The following is a 24,806-nucleotide window of genomic DNA, read 5'->3' as shown; positions in this document are numbered from 1 at the left end:
GAGTGTCCGCACCGTGTATCACGTGACCAGGAGCGGAGGTGGGCATGCCCGACGACGACGCGCGTCTGCTGCGGGAACTGCACGAACAGCACTCGCAGGCCGTGTGGCGCTACGTCGTGCACCTCACCGGCGATCGCGCCCTCGCCGACGACGTCGTGCAGGAGACCCTGCTGCGCGCGTGGAGACGGCCGGCAGTGCTCGACGAATCGCAGCACTCGGCCCGCGCCTGGCTGTTCACGGTGGCGCGCAATCTGGTGATCGACACGAAGCGCAGCGCGCACGACCAGCACGAGTTCGGCACGGACGTCCTGCCCGAGAGGGCGACGGCCTCCGATGAGGCCGATGCGGTGCTGGACGCGTGGCTCGTGTCCGACGCCCTGGCGGAGCTCTCCGCCGAGCACCGGTCGGTGATCGTCCACGCCTACTACGGCGGCAGATCGATCGCCGAGATCGCGCGCGAGCTGGATGTGCCGGAGGGAACCGTCAAATCGCGCCTCCACTACGGTCTGCGAGCGCTCCGGCTCGCGTTGCAGGAGAGAGGGGTGACGGAGCGATGACGACGCACGACGAGTTCGCGACGTGGGACGCGTCCTACGTCCTGGGCGCGCTGTCGCCCGCGGACCGGAGGGCCTTCGAGGAGCACCTGCGGACGTGCGAGAGCTGTTCTGCCGCCGTGGCCGAGCTCGCGGGTGTTCCCGGACTCCTCGGACTGCTGCCGCGTGAGCAGGGGATGGCGGCGCTGGCCGCCGACGCGCCTGAGCCGGGCGGAGTCGGTGCAGAAGTGCTGCCGCTCCTGGTGAAGCGCGTCCGGCGCCAGCGGCTGCGCACGCGCTGGCTCACCGCCGGGGTGGCGGCCGCCGCCGCGGTCCTGCTGCTGGGTGTGCTCTCCGTCGTGCTGCCGTCCGTGATCGGCGCCTCCGCTCCCGAGGCGAAGCCGATCGCGATGGAGCAGGTCGAGCCGAGCGCGCTGAGCGCCGACCTGCGCCTGACCTCCGAGCCGTGGGGGACCCGTATCGACTCGCGCTGCAGCTATGCGGACGTGGGTGGCGGCCACGGCACGCGCTCCTGGACGTACGCGATGGTCGTGACCGATCGGGAGGGACGGCAGACGCAGGTGTCCACCTGGACGGCCCAGGAGGGGACGACCGTCGTCCCGACCGCGACGACGAGTGTCGCCCTGGCCGACATCGCGGCCATCGACATCCGCGCCGCCGGCGACGGAACGGTGCTCCTGCGCAGCACCTTCGGCTGATCGGCTGCGCGTTCAGCCCCGGCCGTCGGGGACGCGCAGCATCGCCTCCTGCGCGACGCTCGCCACCAGGCGCCCGTCGCGGCTGAAGATGCGGCCGAGAGCGAGACCGCGGCCGCCGCTCGCGCTGGGGGACTCCTGCACATAGAGCAGCCACTCGTCGACCCGTGCGGGGCGGTGCCACCACATCGCGTGGTCGAGGCTGGCGGCCTTGAGCCCGGGGGTCGCCCAGGCCACACCGTGCCGGCGCATGATCGACTCCATGATCGTGTAGTCGCTCGCGTAGGCGAGTGCGGCACGGTGCAGCGAGGGGTCGTCGGGAAGATCGCCGATCGTGCGGAACCAGACCGCCTGGTGGGCGACGTGCTCCCCGTCGACGCTCAGATAGACCGGCGAGGTGACATGGCGCATGTCGAACGGTCGCTGGCTCGCCCAGTACTGCGCGACCGGATGCTGGACGTCCTCCAGGCTGTCCGCCGAGGACGGAAGGGACTCGGGCTCCGGCAGCCCCTGGGGGATCGGCACCTGGTGCTCGAGTCCCTCGTCCTCGTCCTGGAACGACGCGATCATCGAGAGGATCGGCAGGCCGTTCTGGTAGGCCTGGGTGCGGCGCGTGGAGAACGAGCGCCCGTCGTGGATGCGGTCGACGGAGAAGGTGATGGGCAGGTTCACGTCTCCCGGCCGGAGGAAGTAGCCGTGCATCGAGTGGATGCTGCGGTCGTCGGCGACCGTGCGTGTCGCTGCGACGATCGACTGTGCGAGCACCTGGCCGCCGAACACGCGGCCCAGCGGCATCCACTGCGACGGCCCGGTGAAGATGTCCTCGCTGGTGCGGGCGCCGGTGTCGGTGAGATCGAGTGCCGTCAGAAGGGATGCCAGGGGCTCGCTCACAGTGTCTCCGTCCGATGTCTCTAGTAGTTTAGAGGTCCGATGAACCAGTCGTTTTCCCTCGTTGACAGCCTCGCCGTCGCCGACCTCCAGACCTATCTGTCGAGGGCGGCCCGTGTGGAGGAGGGCTCCGTGCGCCTGATCGCAGGATCGGGCGTGCTGGCGGTCTACACCGCCATCCTGTATCCGCGGGGACTGCTCGATCAGACGCCGACCGTGCTGGGACTCCGGACGTTCGCGACCGGGGACGACGTGGAGTTCGACGCCGTCGTCCCGATCCGCTCGCTGCTCGACCGGCTCGCGCGGGCGCGGGAGGCCGCCGGGCCCGACGGCGCAGCGGAGGGGCCGATCGAGTTGCGGCTCCCGCTCGAGGTCTCGACCGTCACCTGGGCGGGCATCTCGCCGCCGCGCGGCGGCTGGCGGCCCGTCGGGGAGACGAGCTACGAGCTCCTGGAGGCGACCGCGAAGGCGGGGATCGCCGAGGTGGCGGACGCTGTGCCGACCGGCACCGGGGAGCAGTTGGTGCAGCGGGTGCGCGCCGAGGTGTGGGGGCGCCCCATCGACGGCCTCGAGTACGTGCCGGCCGGGGCGGCGTTCGCGGCGGAGAGCCTGGGCTTCCTCGACGCTGCGGAGCCGGTGTCGGTGCTCGAGACCGGCACCTGGACGCGCCTGACGACCGAGCGCGGCCACACGCTGATCCGCCGGCAGGCCTGGTCGCTGCGGATGTGACCGGGGCGGCCCGCGGTCCGGTCGCTCAGACCGCCCGTGCAGCCGCCCGCCCGGCCGTTCGCCCCGAGAAGAGGCAGCCGCCGAGGAAGGTCCCCTCCAGCGCGCGGTAGCCGTGCACCCCGCCACCGCCGAAACCGCTGGCCTCGCCCGCCGCGTACAGGCCGGGCACCGGCTCTCCGTCCGCCCCCAGCACTCGTGCGTCGAGGTCCGTCTCGATCCCGCCCAGGCTCTTCCGAGTCAGAATGTGCAGCTTCACCGCGATCAGGGGGCCGGCCTTCGGATCCTGCAGCCGGTGCGGGCTCGCCACGCGGATGAGCTTGTCGCCGCGGTAGGCACGGGCGGACCGGATCGCTGCGAGCTGCAGATCCTTGCCGAAGTCGTTGTCCAGTTCACGGTCGCGCTCCTGCACGTGCCGCGTCACCAGCCCGGTGTCGAGTGGCACGTCACTCAGCCGTCGCATCCCGACGAGCAGCTCGTCGAGGGTGTCGGCGACGACGAAGTCGGCACCCTTCTCTTTGAAGGCCTCGACCGGACCGGGTGCACCTGGCCCGACGCGCGAGGCGAGCAGGCGGAGGTCCTTGCCGGTCAGATCGGGGTTCTGCTCGCTGCCCGAGAGCGCGAACTCCTTCTCGATGATCTTCTGGGTGAGGATGAACCAGCTGTAGTCCGAGCCGATCCTGCGCAGGTGCTCCAGTGTCCCGAGCGTGTCGAAGCCGGGGAACAGGGGAGCGGGCAGCCGGTCGCCGCGCGCGTCGAGCCAGAGGGACGACGGACCGGGGAGGATGCGGATGCCGTGTCGCTGCCACACCGGGTCCCAGTTCTGGATGCCCTCGGTGTAGTGCCACATCCGGTCGCCGTTGATGAGGTGTGCACCGGCCGCCTCCGCGATGCCGAGCATGCGGCCGTCGACGTGCGCCGGCACGCCCGACAGCATCAGCTCCGGGGGAGTGCCCAGGCGCTCCGGCCAGGCGGCCCGCACCAGGTCGTGATTGCCGCCGATGCCGCCACTGGCGACGATGACGGCGGGCGCGCGGAGTTCGAACTCCCCCGCCACGTCGCGGTTGCTCGCGGCACCCCGCGCGGCCGTGTCGGGCTCCAGGACCGCGCCGCGCACGCCGGTCACCCGCCCATCCTCGACGATGAGCTCATCGACGCGGTGCCGGTGCAGGAGCCGCGCTCGACCAGAGGCGACGCCCGCCTGGACGCGCTTCACGAACGGGTCGACGACGCCCGGCCCGGTTCCCCAGGTGATGTGGAACCGGGGGACGGAGTTGCCGTGCCCGCCGGCTGCGCCGCTGCCGCGCTCCGCCCACCCGACGACCGGGAAGAAGCGGACGCCCTTCTCGTGCAGCCAGGCGCGTTTCTCACCCGCGGCGAACTGCAGGTACGCCTCGGCCCAGCGCTTCGGCCAGTGGTCCTCGTCGCGGTCGAATCCGGCCGAGCCGAACCAGTCCTGCCGGGCGAGGGCCAGCGAGTCGTGCACGCCCATCCGCCGCTGCTCGGGCGAGTCGATCAGGAAGAGGCCGCCGAACGACCACCACGCCTGTCCGCCGAGGGAGGCCGGTGGCTCCTGCTCGACGATCGTCACCCGCTTCCCGGCGTCGAGCAGCTCACCGGCGGCGACGAGACCGGCCAGACCGGCTCCCACGACGAGGGCATCGGGTTCGTTCGTCATGGCGTGTCTCCTTCGGCACGTCGGGATCGAGGGCTACTCCTCGAATGTGTTGACCATAGCGAACGCGGCCCGCTCCAGGTAGCTCCAGAGCGTCTCCTCCTGCAGCGGCGGGAGGTCGAGCTCGTCGACGGCCGTGCGCATGTGGGTGAGCCAGCGGTCGCGCGCGTCGGGGTTGACCCGGAACGGCAGGTGCCGCATACGCAGCCGCGGGTGGCCGCGCTCCTGACTGTAGGTGCCGGGGCCGCCCCAGTACTGCTCGAGGAACAGGGTGAGCCGTTCGGCGGCCGGACCGAGGTCTTCCTCGGGGTACATCGGCTTCAGCACCGGGTCGTCGGCGACGCCGCGGTAGAAGGCGTCCACGAGACGGCGGAAGGTCTCGTGGCCGCCCACCTGCTCGTAGAAGGACGGGCCGGAGGGCGGTCCGACGGGGATGCTCGTCATGTCACTCCGCGGGAGGCTCGGTGGGAGGCTGGGAGGAGGTGCTCGGTGCAGGCTTCTCGGGCGGTGCCGCTTTCGGGGCAGGCCCGGTCTTCGGCTTCGAGACGGACTTCTCGGCCGGCGCGGCCTTCTCGGCGTGCGGCTGCGTCGGCGTGCGCGGGACCGTCGCCGCAGACGCGCCCGGCGTGATGCGGATCGCGTTCGGGTTCGCCGCTGCGCGCTTCGCGGCGGCCCGCGCTTTGCGTCCGGTGAGCGGCTTCTCCGGGAGGGCCTGCACGGGCCGGGTGCGCGGAGGCTTGGCTCCGCTCACACTGCCGGCGCTGTCGAACCCGCTCAGCACGACGGCCGAGAGCGACGGGAGCGTCACGCCCATCTCGTCCAGCGCGTGCTTGAGCTGCGCACGCAACTCGCGCGAGACGTCGTCCTTGGCGGTCGTGCGCGTCTTCAGCACGATGCGGATGACGATGGCGTCGGCCGAGATCGACTCCAGACCCCACAGCTCGGGTTTCTCGAGGATGCGCGAACGCCACTTGGGGTTCGTCGCGAGCGCCGTCGCGGTGGCGAGCATCTTCTCCTGCACGGCCTCGATGTCGGTGTCGTACGGCACGGCGAGGTCGATGATGACCCGCGACCAGCCCTGCGACATGTTGCCGACGCGCACGATCTCGCCGTTGCGGACGAACCAGAGCGTGCCGTTCACGTCCCGCACCTGCGTGATCCGGATGCCGACCGCCTCCACGACTCCCGTCGCCGAGCCCAGGTCGACGACGTCGCCGACGCCGAGCTGGTCCTCCATGACCATGAAGAGGCCGTTCAGCACGTCTTTGACGATGTTCTGCGCGCCGAAACCGAGGCCGGCGCCGATCGCGGCGGTGAGGAGGGCGAACGAGCCCAGCACCTCGGACGCGAACACGTTGAGCACCAGGATGATCGCGATCACGCCGACGGTGACGTTGACGATGTTGCTGAGCACGGAGCCGAGGGTGCGGGTGCGCTGCACGACACGGACCGCCGCCAAGGGGGACGCGACGAGCGCCTGCGTGTCGGTGACGTTCTGGCCCTTCTTCACCCCGCTGACGATCTGCTTGACGACGCGGCGGATGAGCACTCGCAGCAGCCAGCTCAGGACGAAGGCGCCCGCGATGATCAGGGCGGCCGCGAGCACTTTCCACCCGGCCGCGACGGCCCAGCCGCCCAGGTCGACCCAGAAGTCGGTCTTCATGATTCCCATACGTGTCAGAGCCTACCGAGCCTCGCCTTGGCGCGGCCTGGATTCAGCGCTCGACGAGGCCGTTGTCGTAGGCGAAGATCACCGCGTGCACCCGGTCGCGCAGGTGCAGCTTGGCGAGCACGCGCCCCACATGGGTCTTGACGGTCGACTCGGTGAGGAAGAACTTCGCGCCGATCTCGCCGTTGGTGAGGCCGTCCGCCATCGCGAGCAGGATCTCCCGCTCGCGCGGGGTCAGGGCCGCCGTCACGTCGACTCCCGCCGCCGTGTCCGTCGCCGACGCCGGGAGGCGGTCGGCGAACAGCTCGAGCATCGACCGCGTCACCCGGCCGGTGACGGCGGCATCTCCGGCCGCGACCGCGCGGATCGCCGCGATCAGCTCGGCGGGGCGGGCATCCTTCAGCAGGAACCCGCTCGCGCCCGCTCGGAGCCCGCCGAACGCGTACTCGTCGAGGTCGAACGTGGTGAGGATGATGATGCGCGCGTCGGGGTTGGCGGCGACGATGCGCCTGGTCGCCTCGATCCCGTCCATCGCCGGCATGCGCACGTCCATCAGGATCACGTCGGGGCGCGTCTCGACCGCGAGCCGCACGGCCTCGGCGCCGTCGGCGGCCTCTCCGACGACGCGGAAGTCGTCCTCCGCGTCGAGCACCATGCGGAAGCCCAGGCGCACGAGCGACTGGTCGTCGACGAGCAGGATGCGGAGGGGGAGCGGGTCGGTCACGGTTTCTCCTCGAGGTCGGTTGCGGTGGCGGGGGTGTCGGTGGCGGCGGCCGGCCGGATGGCGTCGAACTCGGCGTGCAGCCGCCAGCCCGCGGGGTTCTTGGGGCCGGCGTCGAGCGTGCCGCCGTACAGCGCGACGCGCTCGCGCAGCCCGATCAGGCCGCGACCGGAGCCCTCGACGGCGTCGGTGTGCACGGCGGCGTCGTCCTCGACGGTGATCGCGATGCGCTCCGGGCGGAAGCGGATGGTCACCTCGACGGTGTCGGCCAGCGGACCGTACCGGAGGGCGTTGGTGAGGCCCTCCTGCACCACCCGGTAGACGGTGAGCTGTTGGCCGACGTCGGCGGGCGGCTCGCCGGTGATGGTGATGCGCACGGACATGCCGGCGGCGCGGAACCGCTCCACGAGCTCGCCGAGGTCGCCGACGCCCGGCTGGGGCTGGTGGGCGGCGCCCTCGAGTTCGTCGGAACGCAGGACGCCCAGCAGGCGGCGCATGTCTCCGAGCGCGGTCCGCCCCGTCTCCGCGACCATCCGCATGGTCTCCGCGGAGCGGTCGGGTGCGGTCTGAGCGAGGCGGGCCGATCCCTCCGAGAGAGTGATCATGACCGTGAGGCTGTGCGACACGATGTCGTGCATCTCGCGCGCGATGCGGCTGCGTTCGGCGGACGCCGCGATGACCGCTTGCTGGTCGCGCTCCCGAGCCAGCTGGCGGGCACGGTCGATGAGGGCCGTCAGGTAGCGGCGGCGGCCGCCGATGTTGTTGCCGATCAGCACGGCGACCAGCGAGAACGCGAGGACCGTGAACCCGGTGCTCGTCGGGTCCTCCGGCTGGGCCGCGTAGACACCCGTGCGGCGGAGCAGCTGGGTGATTCCGAGCGAGCCGAGCGACGCGCCCGCGGTGATCGCGAAGCCGATCCAGGCGGAGGACGTGGAGCGGTAGACCGCGAGGGCATAGAGGGCGAACAACGCGGGGACGAAGTCCACGAGGTGGCCGAGCAGGGTGCTGCCGACGAGCACCGCCATGGCGACCGCGAACACCACCCGCGGGTGCTGCCGCCTGACGTAGAGCGAGCCGCCGGCGGCGATCACGAGGGCGACCTCGATCGCTCCGGCGACGGACGGCGTCATGATCAGGGTGACGACGGTCAGCAGGATGGACGGGACGAAGTAGACGGTGACGACCGCCGTGTCGACGAGCAGCGGGTGATCCGCCAGGAAGCGGCGGATGACCCCGGGCGGTCTGGGGAGTTCCAGAGCGCCCGGGGCCGGATCCGCCGCGGGGAGGGACTGGGTCATGCGTCCCGTCGCTGGAGCAGGAGGGCGCCCACGACGAACGAGACCACGGCCCAGGCGATCGCCGTGAGGATGTTCGCCCACGGCTCGAGCGTGCCGTTGGTCACCCCGGCGAGTCCGGTCCCCGCGCTGCTCAGGAGGTAGTGCCCGGCATCCTGCACCCACTGGGTCTTGGTCAGGCTCGAGACGAGGTTGGCGATGATCGGCAGCACCAGCAGCACGCCGAGGGCCGCAGCGATGCCGCCGGCGGTCGACTTGAGGATGGCGCCCACGCCCAGGGCGAAGACCGCGACCAGCCCGAGGTACGCGCCGGCGCCGACGATCGCCCAGAGCGTGTCGGAGGCGAGCAGGTCGCCGGGGTAGCCCTTGCCGTTCAGGATGGGCAGCGCGACCGCCCAGGAGGCCGCCGAGGAGACCAGCCCGACGACGAAGGAGACGCCGAACAGGACGAGGGCCTTCGCCAGGAAGACCGGGAAGCGGCGCGGCACGGCGGCGAACGACGAACGGATCATTCCGGTGGAGAACTCCCCGCTGATCACCAGCACGCCGAGGACGGCGATCACGAGTGCGGCGAACGTGAGTCCGGCCGTCGAAGCGCTGGTGGCGAACTGCGCCGCCTGGGCCTCGATCCCGGCACGCTGGGACTGCGGCACCTCGCCGAACAGGACCGACTTCTCCGGGATCGCCGTCGCGACGAGGGCGGCGATGCCGATGACGAGCACGATGACGCTCGCGAGCGTCCAGAACGTGGAACGCAGGGTGCGCAGCTTGATCCACTCGGAGCGCACGACGCGCGGGAAGCTGAGCCGGCCGAGCGTCGAGTGCTCGTGCGGGCGGGCGGGGGCTGTCGTGGTCACTTCTCGACCTCCGTGCGGTATTCGACCTCGTCGTGGGTGAGCTCGAGGTAGGCCTCCTCGAGCGAAGCGCTCAGCGGCGTGAGCTCGTGGAGCACGACGCCGGAGCGGGCGGCGGCCTCGCCGACCTGGGCGGCCGTGAGTCCGGTGACCTCGATGAGCTGGTTCTCCACGCCGGTCACGGTGACGTCGGCGGAGGAGATCGCGCGGGCGAGCTCGTCGACCTGCGGTGTGCGCACCCGCACGGCGTTGCGGGTGGCGCCGGCGAGGATCTGGTCGACGGGGGCGTCGGCCAGGATGCGCCCGCGGCCGAGCACGATGATGTGGTCGGCGGTCTGGGCCATCTCGCTCATCAGGTGCGAGGAGAGGAAGACGGTCCGGCCCTGTGCGGCCAGGTGACGGGCGAACTGCCGCACCCAGAGCACGCCCTCCGGGTCGAGGCCGTTGACCGGCTCGTCCAGGATGAGGGTGGCGGGGTCGCCGAGCATGGCGGCGGCGATGCCGAGCCGCTGGCCCATGCCGAGCGAGAACCCGCCGACGCGCTTGCCCGCGACGGAGTCGAGCCCGGTGAGCCCGATGACCTCGTGGACGCGGCGCTTCGGGATGCCGTGGGTGGCCGCCATCGCAAGCAGGTGTCCGTAGGCGGTGCGGCCGGTGTGCACGGCCTTGGCGTCGAGCAGGGCGCCGACCTCGGTGAGCGGCGAACTCAGCTCGGCGTAGCGTTTGCCGTTGACGGTCGCGCCTCCCGAGGTCGGGCGGTCGAGGCCCATGATCATGCGCATGGTCGTCGACTTGCCCGCGCCGTTCGGCCCGAGGAAGCCGGTGACCTTGCCGGGCTGGACGGTGGCGGTGATGCCGTCGACGGCCGTCTTGGGGCCGAACCTCTTCGTGAGGCGGTCGAGTTGAATCATGGTTCCAACGTAGAGGGAGGGGCCCTCGTCCGCCATCGGCCCCTGGTACCAGGCCGGTCGGACGAGGGTCCCCTCCTCAGCTCGCTCGCGTGATGCGCGCGGTGCGTCAGCTCTGCGCGTCGCGCTCCTGGGCGGCGAGCGCGCGCTCCACGCCCGCGAGGTTCTCCACCACGAGGCGGCGGAGCGCCGCCGGCTCCGGATGGGCGTCGAGCCAGGTGCGCGTCGCGTCGCGCAGCTCGGCGTTCGCCAGCGCCGCCGGGTACATGCCCGCGACGAGGTACTCCGCGATCTTGTACGAGCGCGACTCCCACACGTCCTGCAGGGCGGCGAAGTACGGCGCGACGAAGCCCGCGAGCACCGACGTGTCGGCCGCGCGCTGGAAGCCGATCCCGGTGAAGCGCACGATGGTGTTCGGCAGGTCGTCGGAGCCGAACACCGAGTCCCATGCCGCCTGCTTGCCCGCGGCGGTCGGGATGCTCGCCCGCGCCTGCGCGGCGAACTGGCCGCCGTTGGCGGTGTTGTCCGCCGCGAGGGCCGCGTCGATCTCGGCGGTGCCGGCCGCGCCACCGGCGACGAGGGCGATCAGCAGCTCCCAGGCCAGGTCGGTGTCGACTGTGAGGCCCTCGAGCGTCTGCGAGCCGTCGCGCAGCGCGGCGATCTCGGCCAGGTGCTCGTCGGTCGACGCGTAGGCGGCGAAGAACTTGACGAACTGGAACTGCGCGTCGCTGCCGGCCTCGGCCTGCTTCGCCAGCTCCCAGAGCGCGGTCGCGACCGCCTGCATCGTCTCCTTCTGACGCTCGGGCGCGACGTAGCTTCCCGCGGCCAGGCCGAGCTGGGTGAGGGTCGTGCGGAGCGTGGTCGACTCCGTCTCGGCGGCGATGTTGCCGAGCACGAGGCGCACGTAGTCGCTCGCGCTGCTCTCGGCATCGCGCGTGGCATCCCAGGCGGCGCCCCAGACGAGCGAGCGCGCGAGCGGGCTCTCGATCTGGCCGAGGTGCTCGATCGCGACGGCCAGCGACGCGTCGTCCAGACGGATCTTGGCGTAGGCCAGGTCGTCGTCGTTGAGCAGCACGAGCGCCGGGCGGGTGCGGCCGACGAGTTCGGCGACCTCGGTGCGCTCCCCGTCGACGTCCAGCTCGACACGGTGGTCGCGTACGAGCGCGCCGTCCCGCAGCTCGTAGAAGCCGATCGCGAGGCGGTGCGGGCGGATGGTCGGGTAGTCGGCCGCGGCGGTCTGCAGCACGGCGAACGATGTGATGACGCCGTCCGCGTCGACCTCGATCTCGGGACGAAGCGTGTTGACGCCCGCGGTCTCGAGCCACTTCGCCGACCAGTCGGTGAGGTCGCGGCCGCTGGTGGCCTCCAGCTCGACGAGGAGGTCCTTCAGCTCGGTGTTGCCGTGGGCGTGCTTCGTGAAGTACTCGGAGACGCCCGCGAGGAAGTCGTCCTGGCCGACCCACGCCACCAGCTGCTTGAGCACCGAGGCGCCCTTGGCGTAGGTGATGCCGTCGAAGTTGACCTGCACGTCCTCCAGGTCGTTGATCGTGGCGACGATGGGGTGGGTCGACGGCAGCTGGTCCTGCTTGTACGCCCAGCTCTTCTCCATCGCGGCGAAGGTCGTCCACGCCTCGTGCCACTCGGTCGCCTCGGCCGTCGCGAGAGTCGAGGCGTACTCGGCGAACGACTCGTTCAGCCACAGGTCGTTCCACCACTTCATGGTGACCAGGTCGCCGAACCACATGTGCGCGAGCTCGTGCAGGATCGTGACGACGCGGCGCTCCTTGATGGCGTCGGTCACCTTGGAGCGGAACACGTAGGTCTCGGTGAATGTCACCGCGCCGGCGTTCTCCATCGCGCCGGCGTTGAACTCCGGCACGAACAGCTGGTCGTACTTCTCGAACGGGTACGGGACGTCGAACCGCTCCTCGTAGAAGGCGAACCCCTCGCGGGTCTTCTCGAAGATGTAATCGGCGTCGAGGAACCCGGCCAGGCTCTTGCGCGCGTAGACGCCGAGCGGGATGGTCCGGCCGTCGCTGCTCGTCAGCTCGCTGTGCACCGACTCGTACGGTCCGGCGATGAGCGCGGTGATGTACGACGAGATGACAGAGGTCGGGGCGAACGTCCACGTCGCGACGCCCTCGCCCGCGGGCACGGACTCGGGGGTGGGGGAGTTGCTCACCACGGCCCAGTTCGCGGGAGCGGTGACCGTGAACGCGAACGTCGCCTTCAGATCGGGCTGCTCGAAGACCGCGAACATGCGGCGGGAGTCGGGCACCTCGAACTGGCTGTAGAGGTACACCTCGCCGTCGACCGGGTCGACGAAGCGGTGCAGGCCCTCACCGGTGTTCGTGTAGATCGCGTCGGCGTCGACGGTCAGCACGTTCTCGGCCTGCAGGCCGTCCAACCGGATGCGCACGCCGTCGGCGACCTCCGCCGGGTCGAGCTCGACGCCGTTGAGGACCACCGAGTGCACGGTGCGGGTGATCGCGTCGATGAACGTCGACGCGCCCGCGGTCGCGGAGAAGCGCACGGTCGTCGTGCTGCGGAAGGTCTCCGGACCGGTCGTCAGGTCGAGCGCGACCTCGTAGGCGTGGGTGCTGACGAGCGACGCGCGCTCCTGTGCTTCGATGCGGGTGAGGTTTTCTCCGGGCAACGGTGACTCCTTGAAGACGAGATTCGCGTGGATCGTGTCCACCCGATCCACCTTAGTGACCCGCGCGCCGCCGTCGGCGGCCTTCCCTAGACTTGCCTCATGCGCATCCACATCGCCACCGACCATGCCGGCCTCGACTTCAGCACGCACCTCCAGGAGCACCTGAGCGCCGCGGGCCACGAGGTCGTGGACCACGGTCCGGCCGCGTACGACCCGATCGACGACTACCCGGCGTTCTGCATCAACGCCGCGAAGGCCGTGGTGCGCGATCAGCAGGCCGGCGTGCAGGCGCTCGGGGTCGTCTTCGGCGGATCGGGCAACGGCGAGCAGATCGCCGCCAACAAGGTGCTCGGCGTGCGTGCGGCGCTCGTCTGGAACGAGAGCACCGCGCAGCTCGCCCGGCAGCACAACGATGCCAACGTGATCTCGATCGGCGCGCGGCAGCACACCGTGGAGGAGGCCACGCGCTTCATCGACCTCTTCATCGCGGAGCCGTTCTCGTTCGAGGAGCGGCACGTGCGCCGGATCGCACAGCTGGCCGAGTTCGAGGCCACCGGCGACATCGCGGGCAAGAACGTGGACCGCTGATGCCCGAGGGCCACTCCGTCCATCGCATCGCCCGGCAGTTCGCGACGAACTTCGTCGGTCACCGGGTGGCCGTCTCGTCGCCCCAGGGGCGGTTCGCCGAGGGCGCCGCGCGCATCGACGGCCAGGTCATGACCGCGGCGAAGGCCGTGGGCAAGCAGATGTTCCTCGAGTTCGAGAACGGGCTGTGGCTGCGCATCCACCTCGGTATCTACGGTGCGTGGGACTTCGCGGGCGAGATCAGCGTCGATCCGACGATCGCCTCGGCCAACGGGCGCATGGGGCAGACCAACCAGCGCGGCACCGTGGCCGACGACGCCCGGGTCTTCGACGACGCGGGTGAGAACTCCCTCCATTCGATCGGCGCACCGCGCCGCACCCGCTTGCGCATGGCCGAATCGGAGAAGCTGGAGGCCGAGATCACGACGTTCCCGCCCGAGCCGGTCGGCCAGGTGCGTGTGCGCCTGCTGACGGACACCGCAGTGGCGGACCTCCGAGGCCCCACGGCCTGCGAGGTGCTGGACCCGGCGCAGGTGGATGCGGTCATCGCCAAGCTCGGGCCCGACCCGATGCTCGACGACGGGCCGGATGCCGAGGAGCGTTTCGTCGCGACGGTGCGGCGCAAGCCCACCGCGATCGCGCTCCTGCTCATGGACCAGAGCGTCGTGAGCGGCATCGGCAACGTCTATCGCGCCGAGCTGCTGTTCCGCGCGCGCCAGAACCCGCACACGCCCGGCAAGCTGGTCCCGGAGGACACCGTGCGCGCACTCTGGCGCGACTGGGTGAAGCTGCTGCGCATCGGCGTCGCGACCGGCCAGATGATGACGATGGACGACCTCGACGACGAGGCGTACCGCAAGGCGATGGCGAGCCGCGACGACCGCCACTGGGTCTACAAGCGGGAAGGTCTGCCCTGCCGTGTCTGCGGGACGCACATCGTGATGGAGGAGCTGGGCGGCCGCAAGCTGTACTGGTGCCCGAAGGATCAGGCCTAGGAGGCGGCATGCGCCAGAACCCGAGCTTCACCCTCACCGACGCCGAAGAACTGGCGCGGCTCATCCGCGAGAACCCGTGGGCGACGTTCGTCAGCCACACGGAGGCCGGACTGGTGGCGTCGCACTACCCGGTGATCCTCGACGACACCCGGGACGGGATCTGCCTCCTGAGTCATGTCGGCCGCCCCGACGAGCAGTTGCACGAGCTGGGCGAGCACGAGCTCATGATCATCGTGCAGGGCCCGCACGGCTACATCTCGTCGGGCTGGTACGACGACAAGCCCGCCGTCCCGACCTGGAACTTCATCTCCGCGCACTTCTCCGGAGTGCCGGAGATCCTGAGCGACGAGGAGAACCTCGACGTGCTCGCGCGCCTGGTCGACCACTTCGAGCGCGAGCTCCCGGAGCCGCGGCGGATGGCGGGCACCGAGGCCGACGCCGCGTACGCCCAGCGGATCGCGTCGGGCACCGTTGGTCTGCGCCTCACACCGACCCGGATCACCGCCAAGCAGAAGATGAGCCAGAACCGGCCGGACCACATCGTCGACCGCATCCTCCGGGAGCTCGCCGGCGACGGGCCGTACGCGAGCGACGGGTTGCTCCGCGAGATGACGATCGTGCACGACCGCCGTCGCGCCGCCCGATGAGCCTGCTGCTGGCCGGGGCGCGGCTGCCCGGATCGGACGGCGTGCTGGACCTGCGGATCGTCGAGGGCCGGATCGACGCCGTCGACCTCGCCGGACGCCTCGACCCGCGCGGGGCGGAACGGCTGGACCTGGGCGGTCGCTGGCTGGTGCCCGGGCTCTGGGACAACCACGTGCACTTCACCCAGTGGGCGCAGACCGCGCGCCGCCTGGACGTCTCGCGCGCAGCCTCCGCAGCGGAGGCGGCGGACCTGGTGCGCCGTCGCGTCGCGGCCGAGCCGGGGGAGGAGCTGCTGGTGGGGTTCGGCTTCCACGACGCACTCTGGCCCGACCTCCCGACCCGTGCCCTCTTGGACGCCGCGGCGGGGCGGCGGCCGGTGGTACTGATGGCGGGGGACCTGCACTGCTCCTGGCTGAACTCTGCTGCGGCGCAACGGTTCGCCCCGGCATCCGACGACGCGGTGCTGCGAGAGGACGCGAGTTTCGCGGTCACGAGCGAGCTCGGCCCAGCCGACGAGGCGACGTCGGACCGCTGGGCGGCCGAGGCCGCTGCGGCCGCGGCGCGCCGCGGCGTCGTCGGGATCGTCGACCTGGAGTACGGCTGGAACCTCGACACGTGGGTCCGCCGGATGGCGCCGTCCGATCCCCTCCTGCGCGTGGAGTTCGGCGTCTACGGCGACGATCTCGAACGCGCCGCCGGCCTGGGCCTGCGCACGGGCGCACCGGTGGAGGGCACCGACGGGCTGCTGACCGTCGGCCCGTTCAAGGTCATCTCCGACGGATCGCTCAACACGCGCACCGCGCTCTGCACTCACGCGTATCCGGACGGCAGCCACGGTGTCGCCAACCTCAGCGGGGACGAGCTGGTCGCCGCGATGCGGTTCGCCGTGCGCAACGGCATCGAGCCCGCCGTTCACGCCATCGGCGACGAGGCGAACCGGCGGGCGCTGGACGCCTTCGAGCGCATCGGCGTCCGGGGCCGTATCGAGCATGCGCAGCTGGTCGCCCCGGACGACGTGGCGCGTTTCGCGCGGCTCGGGGTGACCGCGAGCGTGCAGCCCGAGCACGCGATGGACGATCGGGATGTCGCCGAGCGACTGTGGGAGGGGCGCACCGACCGCGCCTTCCCGCTCGCGGACTTCCTCCGCCACGGCGTGCGGCTGGCCTTCGGGTCGGATGCGCCGGTCGCGCCGCTCGATCCGTGGGTCGCGATCGGCGCCGCGGTGGATCGGTCGCGTGCCGGGCGCGAGCCGTGGCATCCCGAGCAGCGCATCCCGTTCTCCGCGGCGCTCGATGCCTCGGTGCGCAGCCGTGTGGCCACGGGGGAGCCTGCCGACCTCGTGGTCCTCGACGCAGACCCGTCGACGCTCGCAGGGGAGGCGCTGCGCGCCGCGCCCGTCGCCGCGACCCTGCTGGGCGGTCGGTTCACCCACGACACGCTCCGCTGAGCCGCAGACGACAAGTGCGGCTCCCCGGGGCGAGTGCTGCTCGGCGCAGCACCGCGTTCGTCCCGAAGAGCCGCACTCGTGCGGCGGGCGCTACTCGCTGATGTGGGCGAACAGGAACCAGCGGTCCTTGTCGAGACCGCGCGCGATCTCGATCGCGACGTCCTGGCTGGTCTGATCGAGCTCGTCGAGCTCCTTCACCGCGGTGTTGACGGCCGCCAGGGCGGCGTCGATCTGCGCGATGACCTCGGCGATCGTGTCGTTGGCGGGCCGGAAGCCCGCGGTCAGCTCCGGGGTCGTGGTCTTGGCGGCCACGGTCCCGAGGCGGCCGTCGACGGGCAGGCCCAGGGCGACGATGCGCTCGGCGGCCAGGTCGGCCCACTCCTGCGCGTGGTCGACGATCGTGTCGAGCAGCTCGTGGACGCCGATGAAGTTGGCGCCGCGCACATGCCAGTGCGCCTGCTTTCCGTTGACGACGAGCGCGGTGAGGTCGACGACCACCGGGCTCAGGAACTGGGCGACCCCGGCGGCGACGTCCGGGTTGGAAACACTCTGGCTTGCGGCGATGTCCGTCATGGTTGTGGCGTCCTTTCTCGTGCCTGCTTCAACGCTACCCGGGCACCGGAATTCCGCAACGAAGCTGAGCCTCGGCTTACTCAGCTGAGCCTTGCCTGGGCGACGGCCGAACGTGGGCGGGACGCCGCCCCGGGGGATAACCCCCGCTGGGATCGGGAGGCTCGCGGGATGGGTTCGTCCGCAGGCGCCCGCGAGGCTGGAGGCATCCTCACCGACTGGAGAAGAACCATGACCGCCGTCCCGTCCGCCATGCTGGATCCCGTGAACGCACGTCCCGCTCCGCCCACCGACCGCACGACGTACGGCTCGCTGTGGCGGGGCGTCCCGCGCGAGCTCGGGTTCCTGCTCCTCACCATGCCGATCGCGATCGTCGGCCTCTCGGTGCTGCAGTCGCTCTTCTGGACGGGGGTCGGCACGATCGTCATCTACGTCGGCCTGTTCATCCTCATCGGCGCGTTCTACACCGCCCGCGGGTTCGGCACCCTCGAGCTCGTGCGCCTGCGCTGGGCGCGCCGACCCGAGATCGCGCGGCCGACGTGGGAGCCCCGGGGCACGCCGCGCACGTTCTGGCGGGTCGCGTTCGGGCCGTTCGTCAACGGCCACTACTGGCTCTACCTGCTGCACGGCATCCTGATCAACCCGATCGTCAGCATCGTCACCTGGACCGTCACGATGGTGTGGACGCTCATGGCGCTCGGCGGACTCACCGATTGGATCTGGGACGGATTCATTCCGCACGAAGGGCAGAACGTCCATCTCTCCCACGTGATCGTGGACTGGGCCTTCCGCACGAGCTCCACCTTCGATCCGGTGCTCGGCGACCGCATCCTGTACTTCATCCTCGGGGTGGTGTTCGCCGCGACGCTGCCGTTCGTCACCCGCGGGTTGACCCTCGCCCATGACGCCATCGCGCGCGGGCTGCTCGGCGCGTGGCGCTCCGAGGCGCTGCAGCGGGAGGTCGCCGACCTGTCGGCCTCGCGCGGTGCTGCCGTCGCCGCCGAGGACCAGGCGCTGCGCCGCCTGGAGCGCGATCTGCACGACGGCCCGCAGCAGCGGCTCATCCGGCTGCAGATGGACATCGCCGCCGCCGAGCGCAAACTCGCCGACGACCCGGACGCCGCGGCCGCCCTCCTGGCCGAGGCCCGGCAGCAGGCGGGGGACACTCTGGAGGAGCTTCGGGCGCTCTCCCGCGGCTTCGCACCGCCGCTTCTTCAGGACCGAGGACTCGCCGCAGCCGCCGAGTCGCTCGCCGCGCGCAGCACCGTGCCGATGCGGGTGGAGTCGTCGCTCGCGACCGGCGAACGCTTCAGCCCGGAGACCGAACGCAACGCCTACTACGTGCTCGCCGAGCTGGCGGCGAACGTCGCGAAGCACTCGGGTGCGACGGAATCGCGGCTGTTCCTGGACCGCACTGTCGATCCGTCGGGTGCTGTGTGGCTGAGCGTGTGGGTGACCGACAACGGTACCGGGGGTGCGGCCGCGGTCGCCGGCCACGGCCTCAGCGGGCTGGCCGAGCGCGTGCGCGGCCTGCGCGGCGAGTTCGTCGTGGACAGCCCGGCCGGGGGCCCGTCGCGGATCGGGGCGCGCCTCCCGCTCTCCTGAGCGCGGAGACGACGAAGGGCGGGGGAGGGCTGTCCCTTCCCCGCCCTTCATCAAGCGATCGTCGCTACTCGGTGCCGACGGCCTTGTCCGCGGCATCGCGAGCGCCGTCGATCTGGCTCTCGAACTTGCCACCGGTGACCTTGTTGGCCGCGTCGGCGACCCCGTCGAGCAGCTTGTCGCTGATGTCCTCGGCCTGCTCGGACTTCAGCGCGTTCTTCACAGTATCGCTGTCGAGGAATTCCTTGGCCTTGTTGGTGATGTCGTCCAGTCCTGCCACGGTGCACCTGCTTTCGTCGTCGATGAGCGGTTCACGCGCCATTCTGTCCTCACCGCTGCAGGAACGCCAGTACCGCGAGCACCCTGCGGTGGTCGTCGCCGGAGTCCTCCAGTGTCAGCTTCTGGAAGATCGACGTCACGTTCTTCTCGACGGCGCCCACCCCGATCACCAGTTGCGCGGCGATCGCCGAGTTGGTGCGCCCCTCAGCCATCAGCCCCAGGACCTCCCGCTCACGCGGCGTCAGCGTCGCCAGCGGATCCGTGCGCCGCGTCAGCAGCTCGCGCACGACCTCCGGGTCGAGCACCGTACCGCCCTGCGCGACCCGCGTCACGGCGTCCCGCAGCTCGTCGAGCGACGCGATGCGATCCTTCAGCAGGTAACCCGTGCCGCCCTCCCCGCTGGCGAGCAGCTCCTGCGCGTAGGTCCCCTCGACGTACTGGCTGAGCAGCAGCACGGCGACCCCCGGATGCTCGGCCCGGATCCGCAGCGCCGCCCGCACCCCCTCGTCGCGGAACGTCGGCGGCATCCGCACGTCGAGCACCGCCACATCCGGCCCCACCGCGCCGATCTCCGCCAACAGCGACTCCGCGTCCCCGTACGCCCCGACCGTCTCGAACCCGGCCTCGTCGAACAGCCGGATCAGCCCCTCCCGCAACAGGACGGAGTCGTCGGCGACGACCAGGCGGAGCGGAGCGGAGGTGGGGTTCAGCGGCACGGGAGCCAGCCTATTCGGGCACAGCGGCGACGTCCCGCCGCAGACATTTGGACCGAATGTCGAGAATGACGCTCTCTCACCACACATTTGGTCCAAATGTGTGTACGGCGGGATGCCAACGGAGGGGATGACGGGAATCGAACCCGCGTAATCAGTTTGGAAGACTGAGGCTCTACCATTGAGCTACATCCCCGAAGCCGCGCGTCTGCGGCGGCCGGGGACCATCGTAGTACACGCGGGGGTCATCTCGTGTGCAGTAGACTTGCGCGTGGTCTTTCGCACCGTTGTAGCCGGGGCGTAGCTCAGCTTGGCTAGAGCGCCCGCTTTGGGAGCGGGAGGTCGCAGGTTCGAATCCTGTCGCCCCGACGAGGACCTCGTTCCTTGCGAGAAGACCATCGTTCGAACATTCAGGAGAACCCAGACATCGTGAAGACCACGGTCGAGAAGCTCAGCCCCACCCGCGCCAAGCTCACCATCTCGGTGACGCCGGAGGAGCTGAAGCCTTCCATCACCCACGCGTACGAGCACATCGCCGAGCAGGTCAGCATCCCCGGCTTCCGCAAGGGCAAGGTCCCGCCGGCGATCATCGACCAGCGGGTCGGCAAGGCTGCCGTCCTCGAGCACGCCGTCAACGAGGGCCTGGACGGTTTCTACCGTGCGGCCGTCGAGGAGAACGACGTGCGCCCGCTCGGCCGCCCGCAGGCCGACATCACCGAGTGGCCGGCCGAGAAGGACTTCTCCGGTGACCTGCTGCTCACCATCGAGGTCGACGTGCGCCCGGAGATCACCCTCCCGAAGCTCGACGACATCACCATCACGGTCGACGCCGCCGAGATCGCGGAGAGCGACATCGACGAGGAGCTCGACACCCTGCGCAGCCGCTTCGGCACGCTCGTGACGGTCGACCGTCCGGCCAAGAAGGGCGACTTCGCCCAGATCGATCTGACCGCCGAGATCGGCGGCGAGGAGGTCGACACCGCCGCGAACATCTCCTACGAGATCGGCTCCGGCGAGCTGATCGACGGCATCGACGAGGCGCTCGACACGCTGACCGCGGGGGAGACCACGACCTTCGAGGCTCCGCTCATGGGCGGCGACCACGAGGGCGAGAACGCGCAGATCACGGTCACGCTCAACGCCGTGAAGGAGCGGGAGCTGCCGGAGGCGGACGACGACTTCGCCCAGATCGCGAGCGAGTTCGACACCATCGCCGAGCTGCGGGACAGCCTGCGCACCCAGGTGGAGCGCTCGAAGGCGTTCGGCCAGGGCACCTCCGCCCGTGACCAGCTCGTCGACACGCTCCTCGAGCTCGTCGAGATCCCGGTCCCGGAGCAGCTCGTCGAGGACGAGGTGCACCGCCACCTCGAGCAGGAGAACCGCCTCGAGGACGACGTGCACCGCGCCGAGGTGAAGGAGTCGAGCGAGAAGACCTTCCGCACGCAGATCCTGCTGGACGAGGTCTCGACGGCCGAGGACGTCAAGGTCAGCCAGGACGAGCTCACCCAGTACCTCATCCAGGGTGCCGCGCAGTACGGCATGGACCCGAACGAGTTCGTCAAGATCCTCAGCGAGAACGGCCAGATTCCGTCGATGGTCGGCGAGGTCGCCCGCAACAAGGCGCTCGCGATCGTGCTCGGCAAGGTGAAGGTCGTCGACAGCAACGGCAAGCCCGTCGACCTCAGCGAGTTCACGGCCGTCGCCTCGGGCGACGACGAGGACGCGGAGGCCCAGGACGCCGAGGCCCCCGCGGAGGAGGCCGCCGAGGCCCCTGCCGCCGAGGACAAGCCGAAGAAGAAGGCTCCCGCCAAGAAGCCGGCCGCCAAGAAGAAGGCCGCGGACGCGGAGTAACACGACACGACGACGAAGGCCGGGTGCGCACGCGCCCGGCCTTCGTCGTATCCGGCACGAGGGAGACGGAATGGACGACTGGCAGCAGCGTGTCGACGCGGCGTGGGACGCGGCGGACGACCGGGGTGAGGCGGCGACCGTCGCCGCGATCCTCGCCCTCGCAGCCGAGCGGCCCGCGGGGGACGCCACTGCGCTGTACGAGAGCGCGGGTGCGTACGACTACGCCGGACGGGAGGCGGAGGCGGAGCCGCTCTACCGGGCGGCACTCGACGCGGGCCTCGCCGAACCGGAGCGTTCGCGGGCGACGATCCAGCTCGCAAGCACGCTCCGCAACCTGGATCGTCCCGAGGAGGCGGTCGAGCTGCTCCGCGACCTGCTCGCCGCCCAGCCCGCCGGCGCTCCGCTCGCCGCCGACGCGCGCGCCTTCGCCGCGCTCGCGCTCTTCGATCTCGGCCTGAATGCGGAGGCCCTTCGGGAAGCCCTGACCGCTCTCGCACCGCACGCCTCCCGCTACGGCCGTGCGATCTCCGCATACGCGGCCGAGCTCGACGACGCCTGACCCCGCCGTCGTGTCGCACGGCGCGACACCACTCTGCCCAGGGCGAACAGCGCCGAAATGGCCGCACCGCTCCGATAGATTCGATCCCAAGCGATAAGGAAACGGAGCGAACATGGCCGACCTGGGTATCCAGCCCAATGTTTTCGACAGACTGCTGAAGGACCGCATCATCTGGCTCGGTTCCGAGGTCCGGGACGAGAACGCGAACGAGATCGCCGCGAAGCTGCTGCTCCTGGCCGCCGAGGACCCGAAGCGCGACATCTACCTCTACATCAACTCTCCCGGCGGTTCGATCACGGCCGGCATGGCGATCTACGACACCATGCAGTTCGTCCCGAACGACATCGTCACCGTCGGCATCGGCATGGCGGCCTCGATGGGCCAGCTCCTGCTGACCGCCGGCACCAAGGGCAAGCGGTACATCACCCCGAACGCCCGCGTGCTGCTCCACCAGCCGCACGGCGGCTTCGGCGGAACCGCGAGCGACATCCAGACCCAGGCCCAGCTCATCCTGGACATGAAGAAGCGACTCGCCGAGATCACGGCGTCGGCCACGGGCAAGTCCGTCGAGCAGATCAACGCCGACGGCGACCGCGACCGCTGGTTCACCGCGCAGGAGGCACTCGAGTACGGCTTCGTGGACCACATCCGCGAGTCGGCCCTCGATGTCGCCGGCGGCGGCGGCACCGACCAGGAATCCAAGTAGCGGACGCCGGAAGGACGAAGGACACCACTATGAACACCCCCATGCTCGGCGGAGCCGCCCACAACGGCCAGCCTCTCGGCGGCCAGGCCCTCGGCGGCGTGCAGGCGCCCGGCTCCCGCTACATCCTCCCCAGCTTCGAGGAGCGCACGGCCTACGGCTACAAGCGCCAGGACCCGTACGCGAAGCTCTTCGAGGACCGCATCATCTTCCTCGGCGTGCAGGTCGACGACGCCTCGGCGGACGACATCATGGCCCAGCTCCTCGTGCTCGAGAGCCAGGACCCCGACCGCGACATCGTCATGTACATCAACTCGCCCGGTGGCTCGTTCACCGCGATGACGGCGATCTACGACACGATGCAGTACATCCGCCCGCACATCCAGACGGTCGTGCTCGGCCAGGCGGCCTCCGCCGCGGCCGTGCTGACCGCCGCGGGCACCCCCGGCAAGCGTCTCGCGCTGCCGAACGCCCGCATCCTCATCCACCAGCCGGCCGTCGGCCAGGCGGGCCAGGGTCAGGCGTCGGACATCGAGATCCAGGCCAACGAGATCATGCGCATGCGCAGCTGGCTGGAGGAGACGCTCGCGAAGCACTCCAACCGGTCGGTCGAGCAGGTCAACAAGGACATCGACCGCGACAAGATCCTCGGTGCGCAGGAGGCTCTGGAGTACGGTCTGATCGACCAGGTGCTCACCAGTCGCAAGACGCTGCCGGCGCTCGTCAAGTAGCAGCAGCGGTAGAAGGGGAGGACGCGGTCGATGCGATCGCGTCCTCCTCGCACGTCCGGCGGTCTTCTGCTGTCGGCATAACGGCGGATGACGCGTTCGACCCGCCGGTGCGCGCCATTGTCGCTCGCACAGGTTAGGCTCGGACGAAGACACCCGTGTTGTAGGAGGGGATGAGGGATGGCTCGAATCGGGGAGAGCGCCGATCTGCTCAAGTGTTCCTTCTGCGGCAAGAGCCAGAAGCAGGTCCAGCAGCTGATCGCCGGGCCGGGCGTGTACATCTGCGACGAGTGCGTCGAGCTGTGCAACGAGATCATCGAAGAGCGTCTCGCCGAGGCCGGCGAGGAAGCCGCGAGCGAGTTCGATCTGCCGAAGCCGAAGGAGATCTTCGGGTTCCTCGAGGAGTACGTGATCGGCCAGGAGCAGGCCAAGCGCTCGCTCGCCGTGGCCGTCTACAACCACTACAAGCGGGTGCGCGCCAAGCAGACCATCACGGCGGCCGACGCCATGGACGACGTCGAGATCGCCAAGAGCAACATCCTGCTGATCGGCCCCACCGGCTGCGGCAAGACCTATCTGGCGCAGACGCTCGCCCGCCGCCTCAACGTTCCGTTCGCCGTCGCGGACGCCACCGCCCTCACCGAGGCGGGCTACGTCGGCGAAGACGTCGAGAACATCCTGCTCAAGCTGATCCAGGCCGCCGACTACGACGTCAAGCGCGCCGAGACCGGCATCATCTACATCGACGAGGTCGACAAGATCGCCCGCAAGGCCGAGAACCCGTCGATCACCCGCGACGTCTCGGGCGAGGGCGTGCAGCAGGCGCTGCTCAAGATCCTCGAGGGCACGGTCGCGTCGGTCCCCCCGCAGGGCGGTCGCAAGCACCCGCATCAGGAGTTCATCCAGATCGATACGACGAACGTCCTGTTCATCGTGGCCGGCGCCTTCGCGGGGCTGGAGGAGATCATCTCGTCCCGCGCGGGCAAGAAGGGCATCGGCTTCGGCGCCCCGCTGCACTCCAAGGGCGACGACATCAACCTCTTCAGCGAGGTGCTCCCCGAGGACCTCCACAAGTTCGGGCTCATCCCGGAGTTCATCGGCCGTCTGCCCGTCGTCACCACCGTGACGCAGCTCGACCAGAGCGCCCTGATGCAGATCCTCACCGAGCCGAAGAACGCCCTGGTGCGTCAGTACCAGCGCATGTTCGAGCTCGACGGCGTACAGCTCGAGTTCGAGCACACCGCGCTCGAGGCCATCGCCGATCTCGCCGTGCTCCGCAAGACGGGTGCCCGCGGCCTTCGCGCGATCATGGAGGAGGTGCTCGGGCCGATCATGTTCGAGGTGCCGTCCAGCTCCGAGGTCGCCCGCGTCGTCGTCACCCGGGAGGCCGTGCTCGAGAACGCCGCGCCCACCATCGTCCCGCATCGCCCACGCCGCGAGGAGAAGTCGGCCTGACGGCCGGCGGCGGGCGGCGACCGAGACGGCCTC

Annotated in this window: 25 protein-coding genes and 2 tRNA genes; 14 read left to right on the top strand and 13 right to left on the bottom strand. The window is 70.4% G+C overall.

The window, feature by feature from the left end:
- Positions 1-44 precede the first annotated feature (44 nt).
- Together LLS1_RS04495 and LLS1_RS04490 are read left to right on the top strand one after the other, a co-directional pair.
- Positions 45-557: a sigma-70 family RNA polymerase sigma factor gene (locus LLS1_RS04495; RefSeq protein WP_226653773.1), complete on the top strand. Its 513-nt coding sequence runs from the start codon at positions 45-47 to the stop codon at positions 555-557.
- Entirely contained in the window at positions 554-1,252 is a 699-nt protein-coding gene (locus tag LLS1_RS04490; protein WP_226653772.1) for an anti-sigma factor, read from the top strand. The genes LLS1_RS04495 and LLS1_RS04490 overlap by 4 nt, the downstream gene beginning before the upstream one ends.
- A gap of 12 nt (positions 1,253-1,264) precedes the next feature.
- Here the strand turns inward: LLS1_RS04490 and LLS1_RS04485 are convergent, their stop codons facing one another.
- A complete protein-coding gene (locus LLS1_RS04485) occupies positions 1,265-2,140 on the bottom strand; it encodes an acyl-CoA thioesterase II (RefSeq protein ID WP_226653771.1) in 876 nt (291 codons plus the stop codon).
- 39 nt (positions 2,141-2,179) lie between these two features.
- Here LLS1_RS04485 and LLS1_RS04480 point away from each other — a divergent pair, with 39 nt between their 5' ends.
- Complete coding sequence (locus LLS1_RS04480) at positions 2,180-2,866, top strand: hypothetical protein (protein WP_226653770.1); 687 nt, start codon at positions 2,180-2,182, stop codon at positions 2,864-2,866.
- A 25-nt stretch (positions 2,867-2,891) separates the two neighbouring features.
- Here the strand turns inward: LLS1_RS04480 and LLS1_RS04475 are convergent, their stop codons facing one another.
- From LLS1_RS04475 to pepN, 8 genes are all read right to left on the bottom strand, one after another.
- Positions 2,892-4,541 carry an FAD-binding dehydrogenase gene (locus LLS1_RS04475; RefSeq protein WP_226653769.1) on the bottom strand — a complete coding sequence of 550 codons (1,650 nt, stop codon included), beginning with the start codon at positions 4,539-4,541 and terminating at the stop codon, positions 2,892-2,894.
- Positions 4,542-4,574: 33 nt separating this feature from the next.
- Complete coding sequence (locus LLS1_RS04470; RefSeq protein ID WP_223360755.1) at positions 4,575-4,982, bottom strand: globin; 408 nt, start codon at positions 4,980-4,982, stop codon at positions 4,575-4,577.
- A 1-nt stretch (position 4,983) separates the two neighbouring features.
- On the bottom strand, positions 4,984-6,210 hold the full coding sequence (locus LLS1_RS04465) for a mechanosensitive ion channel family protein (RefSeq protein WP_226653768.1): 1,227 nt from the start codon (positions 6,208-6,210) through the stop codon (positions 4,984-4,986).
- Positions 6,211-6,253: 43 nt separating this feature from the next.
- Positions 6,254-6,931, bottom strand: a complete 678-nt coding sequence (locus LLS1_RS04460; protein WP_223360757.1) for a response regulator transcription factor — start codon at positions 6,929-6,931, stop codon at positions 6,254-6,256.
- A complete protein-coding gene (locus tag LLS1_RS04455; protein WP_226653767.1) occupies positions 6,928-8,226 on the bottom strand; it encodes a sensor histidine kinase in 1,299 nt (432 codons plus the stop codon). Before LLS1_RS04455 ends, LLS1_RS04460 begins: the two co-directional genes overlap by 4 nt.
- A complete protein-coding gene (locus tag LLS1_RS04450) occupies positions 8,223-9,080 on the bottom strand; it encodes an ABC transporter permease subunit (protein ID WP_223360759.1) in 858 nt (285 codons plus the stop codon). Before LLS1_RS04450 ends, LLS1_RS04455 begins: the two co-directional genes overlap by 4 nt.
- Positions 9,077-9,988 carry an ATP-binding cassette domain-containing protein gene (locus LLS1_RS04445; protein ID WP_223360760.1) on the bottom strand — a complete coding sequence of 304 codons (912 nt, stop codon included), beginning with the start codon at positions 9,986-9,988 and terminating at the stop codon, positions 9,077-9,079. The genes LLS1_RS04450 and LLS1_RS04445 overlap by 4 nt, the downstream gene beginning before the upstream one ends.
- A 106-nt stretch (positions 9,989-10,094) precedes the next feature.
- Positions 10,095-12,641: an aminopeptidase N gene (gene pepN / locus LLS1_RS04440; protein ID WP_226653766.1), complete on the bottom strand. Its 2,547-nt coding sequence runs from the start codon at positions 12,639-12,641 to the stop codon at positions 10,095-10,097.
- Between the two features lie 99 nt (positions 12,642-12,740).
- On the opposite strand from pepN, the gene LLS1_RS04435 reads away from it, so the two are divergent.
- Genes LLS1_RS04435 through LLS1_RS04420 form a run of 4 tightly spaced genes read left to right on the top strand, consistent with a single transcriptional unit; the run spans position 12,741 to position 16,313 of the window.
- Positions 12,741-13,229: a ribose-5-phosphate isomerase gene (locus LLS1_RS04435; RefSeq protein WP_223360761.1), complete on the top strand. Its 489-nt coding sequence runs from the start codon at positions 12,741-12,743 to the stop codon at positions 13,227-13,229.
- Positions 13,229-14,221: an Fpg/Nei family DNA glycosylase gene (locus LLS1_RS04430; protein WP_226653765.1), complete on the top strand. Its 993-nt coding sequence runs from the start codon at positions 13,229-13,231 to the stop codon at positions 14,219-14,221. Before LLS1_RS04435 ends, LLS1_RS04430 begins: the two co-directional genes overlap by 1 nt.
- 8 nt (positions 14,222-14,229) lie before the next feature.
- Complete coding sequence (locus tag LLS1_RS04425) at positions 14,230-14,868, top strand: FMN-binding negative transcriptional regulator (RefSeq protein WP_226653764.1); 639 nt, start codon at positions 14,230-14,232, stop codon at positions 14,866-14,868.
- The gene (locus LLS1_RS04420; RefSeq protein ID WP_226653763.1) at positions 14,865-16,313 is read left to right on the top strand and encodes an amidohydrolase; all 1,449 of its coding nucleotides are present in this window, start codon (positions 14,865-14,867) and stop codon (positions 16,311-16,313) included. The genes LLS1_RS04425 and LLS1_RS04420 overlap by 4 nt, the downstream gene beginning before the upstream one ends.
- A 90-nt stretch (positions 16,314-16,403) precedes the next feature.
- On the opposite strand, the gene LLS1_RS04415 is transcribed toward LLS1_RS04420, so the two are convergent.
- Positions 16,404-16,886 (bottom strand): Dps family protein, encoded by a 483-nt coding sequence (locus LLS1_RS04415; RefSeq protein WP_223360765.1) that lies wholly within the window; start codon positions 16,884-16,886, stop codon positions 16,404-16,406.
- A gap of 168 nt (positions 16,887-17,054) precedes the next feature.
- Here LLS1_RS04415 and LLS1_RS04410 point away from each other — a divergent pair, with 168 nt between their 5' ends.
- Positions 17,055-18,488: a sensor histidine kinase gene (locus LLS1_RS04410; protein ID WP_226653762.1), complete on the top strand. Its 1,434-nt coding sequence runs from the start codon at positions 17,055-17,057 to the stop codon at positions 18,486-18,488.
- A gap of 64 nt (positions 18,489-18,552) precedes the next feature.
- On the opposite strand, the gene LLS1_RS04405 is transcribed toward LLS1_RS04410, so the two are convergent.
- From LLS1_RS04405 to LLS1_RS04395, 3 genes are all read right to left on the bottom strand, one after another.
- Positions 18,553-18,765 carry an antitoxin gene (locus LLS1_RS04405; RefSeq protein WP_226653761.1) on the bottom strand — a complete coding sequence of 71 codons (213 nt, stop codon included), beginning with the start codon at positions 18,763-18,765 and terminating at the stop codon, positions 18,553-18,555.
- 49 nt (positions 18,766-18,814) lie between these two features.
- Positions 18,815-19,480: a response regulator transcription factor gene (locus LLS1_RS04400; protein WP_223360768.1), complete on the bottom strand. Its 666-nt coding sequence runs from the start codon at positions 19,478-19,480 to the stop codon at positions 18,815-18,817.
- A 122-nt stretch (positions 19,481-19,602) separates the two neighbouring features.
- Positions 19,603-19,673, bottom strand: a tRNA-Gly gene (locus tag LLS1_RS04395).
- 98 nt (positions 19,674-19,771) lie between these two features.
- On the opposite strand from LLS1_RS04395, the gene LLS1_RS04390 reads away from it, so the two are divergent.
- The 6 genes from LLS1_RS04390 to clpX all read left to right on the top strand — a co-directional run bounded on the left by LLS1_RS04390 (position 19,772) and on the right by clpX (position 24,773).
- A tRNA-Pro gene (locus LLS1_RS04390) sits at positions 19,772-19,846 on the top strand.
- A 60-nt stretch (positions 19,847-19,906) separates the two neighbouring features.
- A complete protein-coding gene (gene tig, locus LLS1_RS04385; RefSeq protein WP_226653760.1) occupies positions 19,907-21,328 on the top strand; it encodes a trigger factor in 1,422 nt (473 codons plus the stop codon).
- 70 nt (positions 21,329-21,398) lie between these two features.
- Positions 21,399-21,887 carry a tetratricopeptide repeat protein gene (locus LLS1_RS04380; RefSeq protein WP_226653759.1) on the top strand — a complete coding sequence of 163 codons (489 nt, stop codon included), beginning with the start codon at positions 21,399-21,401 and terminating at the stop codon, positions 21,885-21,887.
- A 112-nt stretch (positions 21,888-21,999) separates the two neighbouring features.
- Positions 22,000-22,593, top strand: a complete 594-nt coding sequence (locus LLS1_RS04375; RefSeq protein ID WP_223360779.1) for an ATP-dependent Clp protease proteolytic subunit — start codon at positions 22,000-22,002, stop codon at positions 22,591-22,593.
- 29 nt (positions 22,594-22,622) lie between these two features.
- Positions 22,623-23,321, top strand: a complete 699-nt coding sequence (locus tag LLS1_RS04370; protein ID WP_374758237.1) for an ATP-dependent Clp protease proteolytic subunit — start codon at positions 22,623-22,625, stop codon at positions 23,319-23,321.
- Positions 23,322-23,498: 177 nt separating this feature from the next.
- Positions 23,499-24,773, top strand: a complete 1,275-nt coding sequence (clpX, locus tag LLS1_RS04365) for an ATP-dependent Clp protease ATP-binding subunit ClpX (RefSeq protein WP_223360780.1) — start codon at positions 23,499-23,501, stop codon at positions 24,771-24,773.
- Positions 24,774-24,806 lie beyond the last annotated feature (33 nt).

This window comes from Leifsonia sp. LS1, from assembly GCF_020521355.1.
GTDB lineage: Bacteria > Actinomycetota > Actinomycetes > Actinomycetales > Microbacteriaceae > Leifsonia.
This window is presented reverse-complemented; position numbering and strand designations above follow the sequence as displayed.

Coding starts and splice junctions, on each gene's coding strand:
- LLS1_RS04495 (WP_226653773.1), top strand. CDS start 45: ATGCCCGACGACGACGCGCGTCTGCTGCGGGAACTGCACGAACAGCAC.
- LLS1_RS04490 (WP_226653772.1), top strand. CDS start 554: ATGACGACGCACGACGAGTTCGCGACGTGGGACGCGTCCTACGTCCTG.
- LLS1_RS04480 (WP_226653770.1), top strand. CDS start 2,180: ATGAACCAGTCGTTTTCCCTCGTTGACAGCCTCGCCGTCGCCGACCTC.
- LLS1_RS04475 (WP_226653769.1), bottom strand. CDS start 4,541: ATGACGAACGAACCCGATGCCCTCGTCGTGGGAGCCGGTCTGGCCGGT.
- LLS1_RS04470 (WP_223360755.1), bottom strand. CDS start 4,982: ATGACGAGCATCCCCGTCGGACCGCCCTCCGGCCCGTCCTTCTACGAG.
- LLS1_RS04465 (WP_226653768.1), bottom strand. CDS start 6,210: ATGGGAATCATGAAGACCGACTTCTGGGTCGACCTGGGCGGCTGGGCC.
- LLS1_RS04455 (WP_226653767.1), bottom strand. CDS start 8,226: ATGACCCAGTCCCTCCCCGCGGCGGATCCGGCCCCGGGCGCTCTGGAA.
- LLS1_RS04445 (WP_223360760.1), bottom strand. CDS start 9,988: ATGATTCAACTCGACCGCCTCACGAAGAGGTTCGGCCCCAAGACGGCC.
- LLS1_RS04435 (WP_223360761.1), top strand. CDS start 12,741: ATGCGCATCCACATCGCCACCGACCATGCCGGCCTCGACTTCAGCACG.
- LLS1_RS04430 (WP_226653765.1), top strand. CDS start 13,229: ATGCCCGAGGGCCACTCCGTCCATCGCATCGCCCGGCAGTTCGCGACG.
- LLS1_RS04425 (WP_226653764.1), top strand. CDS start 14,230: ATGCGCCAGAACCCGAGCTTCACCCTCACCGACGCCGAAGAACTGGCG.
- LLS1_RS04420 (WP_226653763.1), top strand. CDS start 14,865: ATGAGCCTGCTGCTGGCCGGGGCGCGGCTGCCCGGATCGGACGGCGTG.
- LLS1_RS04415 (WP_223360765.1), bottom strand. CDS start 16,886: ATGACGGACATCGCCGCAAGCCAGAGTGTTTCCAACCCGGACGTCGCC.
- LLS1_RS04410 (WP_226653762.1), top strand. CDS start 17,055: ATGGGTTCGTCCGCAGGCGCCCGCGAGGCTGGAGGCATCCTCACCGAC.
- LLS1_RS04380 (WP_226653759.1), top strand. CDS start 21,399: ATGGACGACTGGCAGCAGCGTGTCGACGCGGCGTGGGACGCGGCGGAC.
- LLS1_RS04375 (WP_223360779.1), top strand. CDS start 22,000: ATGGCCGACCTGGGTATCCAGCCCAATGTTTTCGACAGACTGCTGAAG.
- LLS1_RS04370 (WP_374758237.1), top strand. CDS start 22,623: ATGAACACCCCCATGCTCGGCGGAGCCGCCCACAACGGCCAGCCTCTC.
- clpX (WP_223360780.1), top strand. CDS start 23,499: ATGGCTCGAATCGGGGAGAGCGCCGATCTGCTCAAGTGTTCCTTCTGC.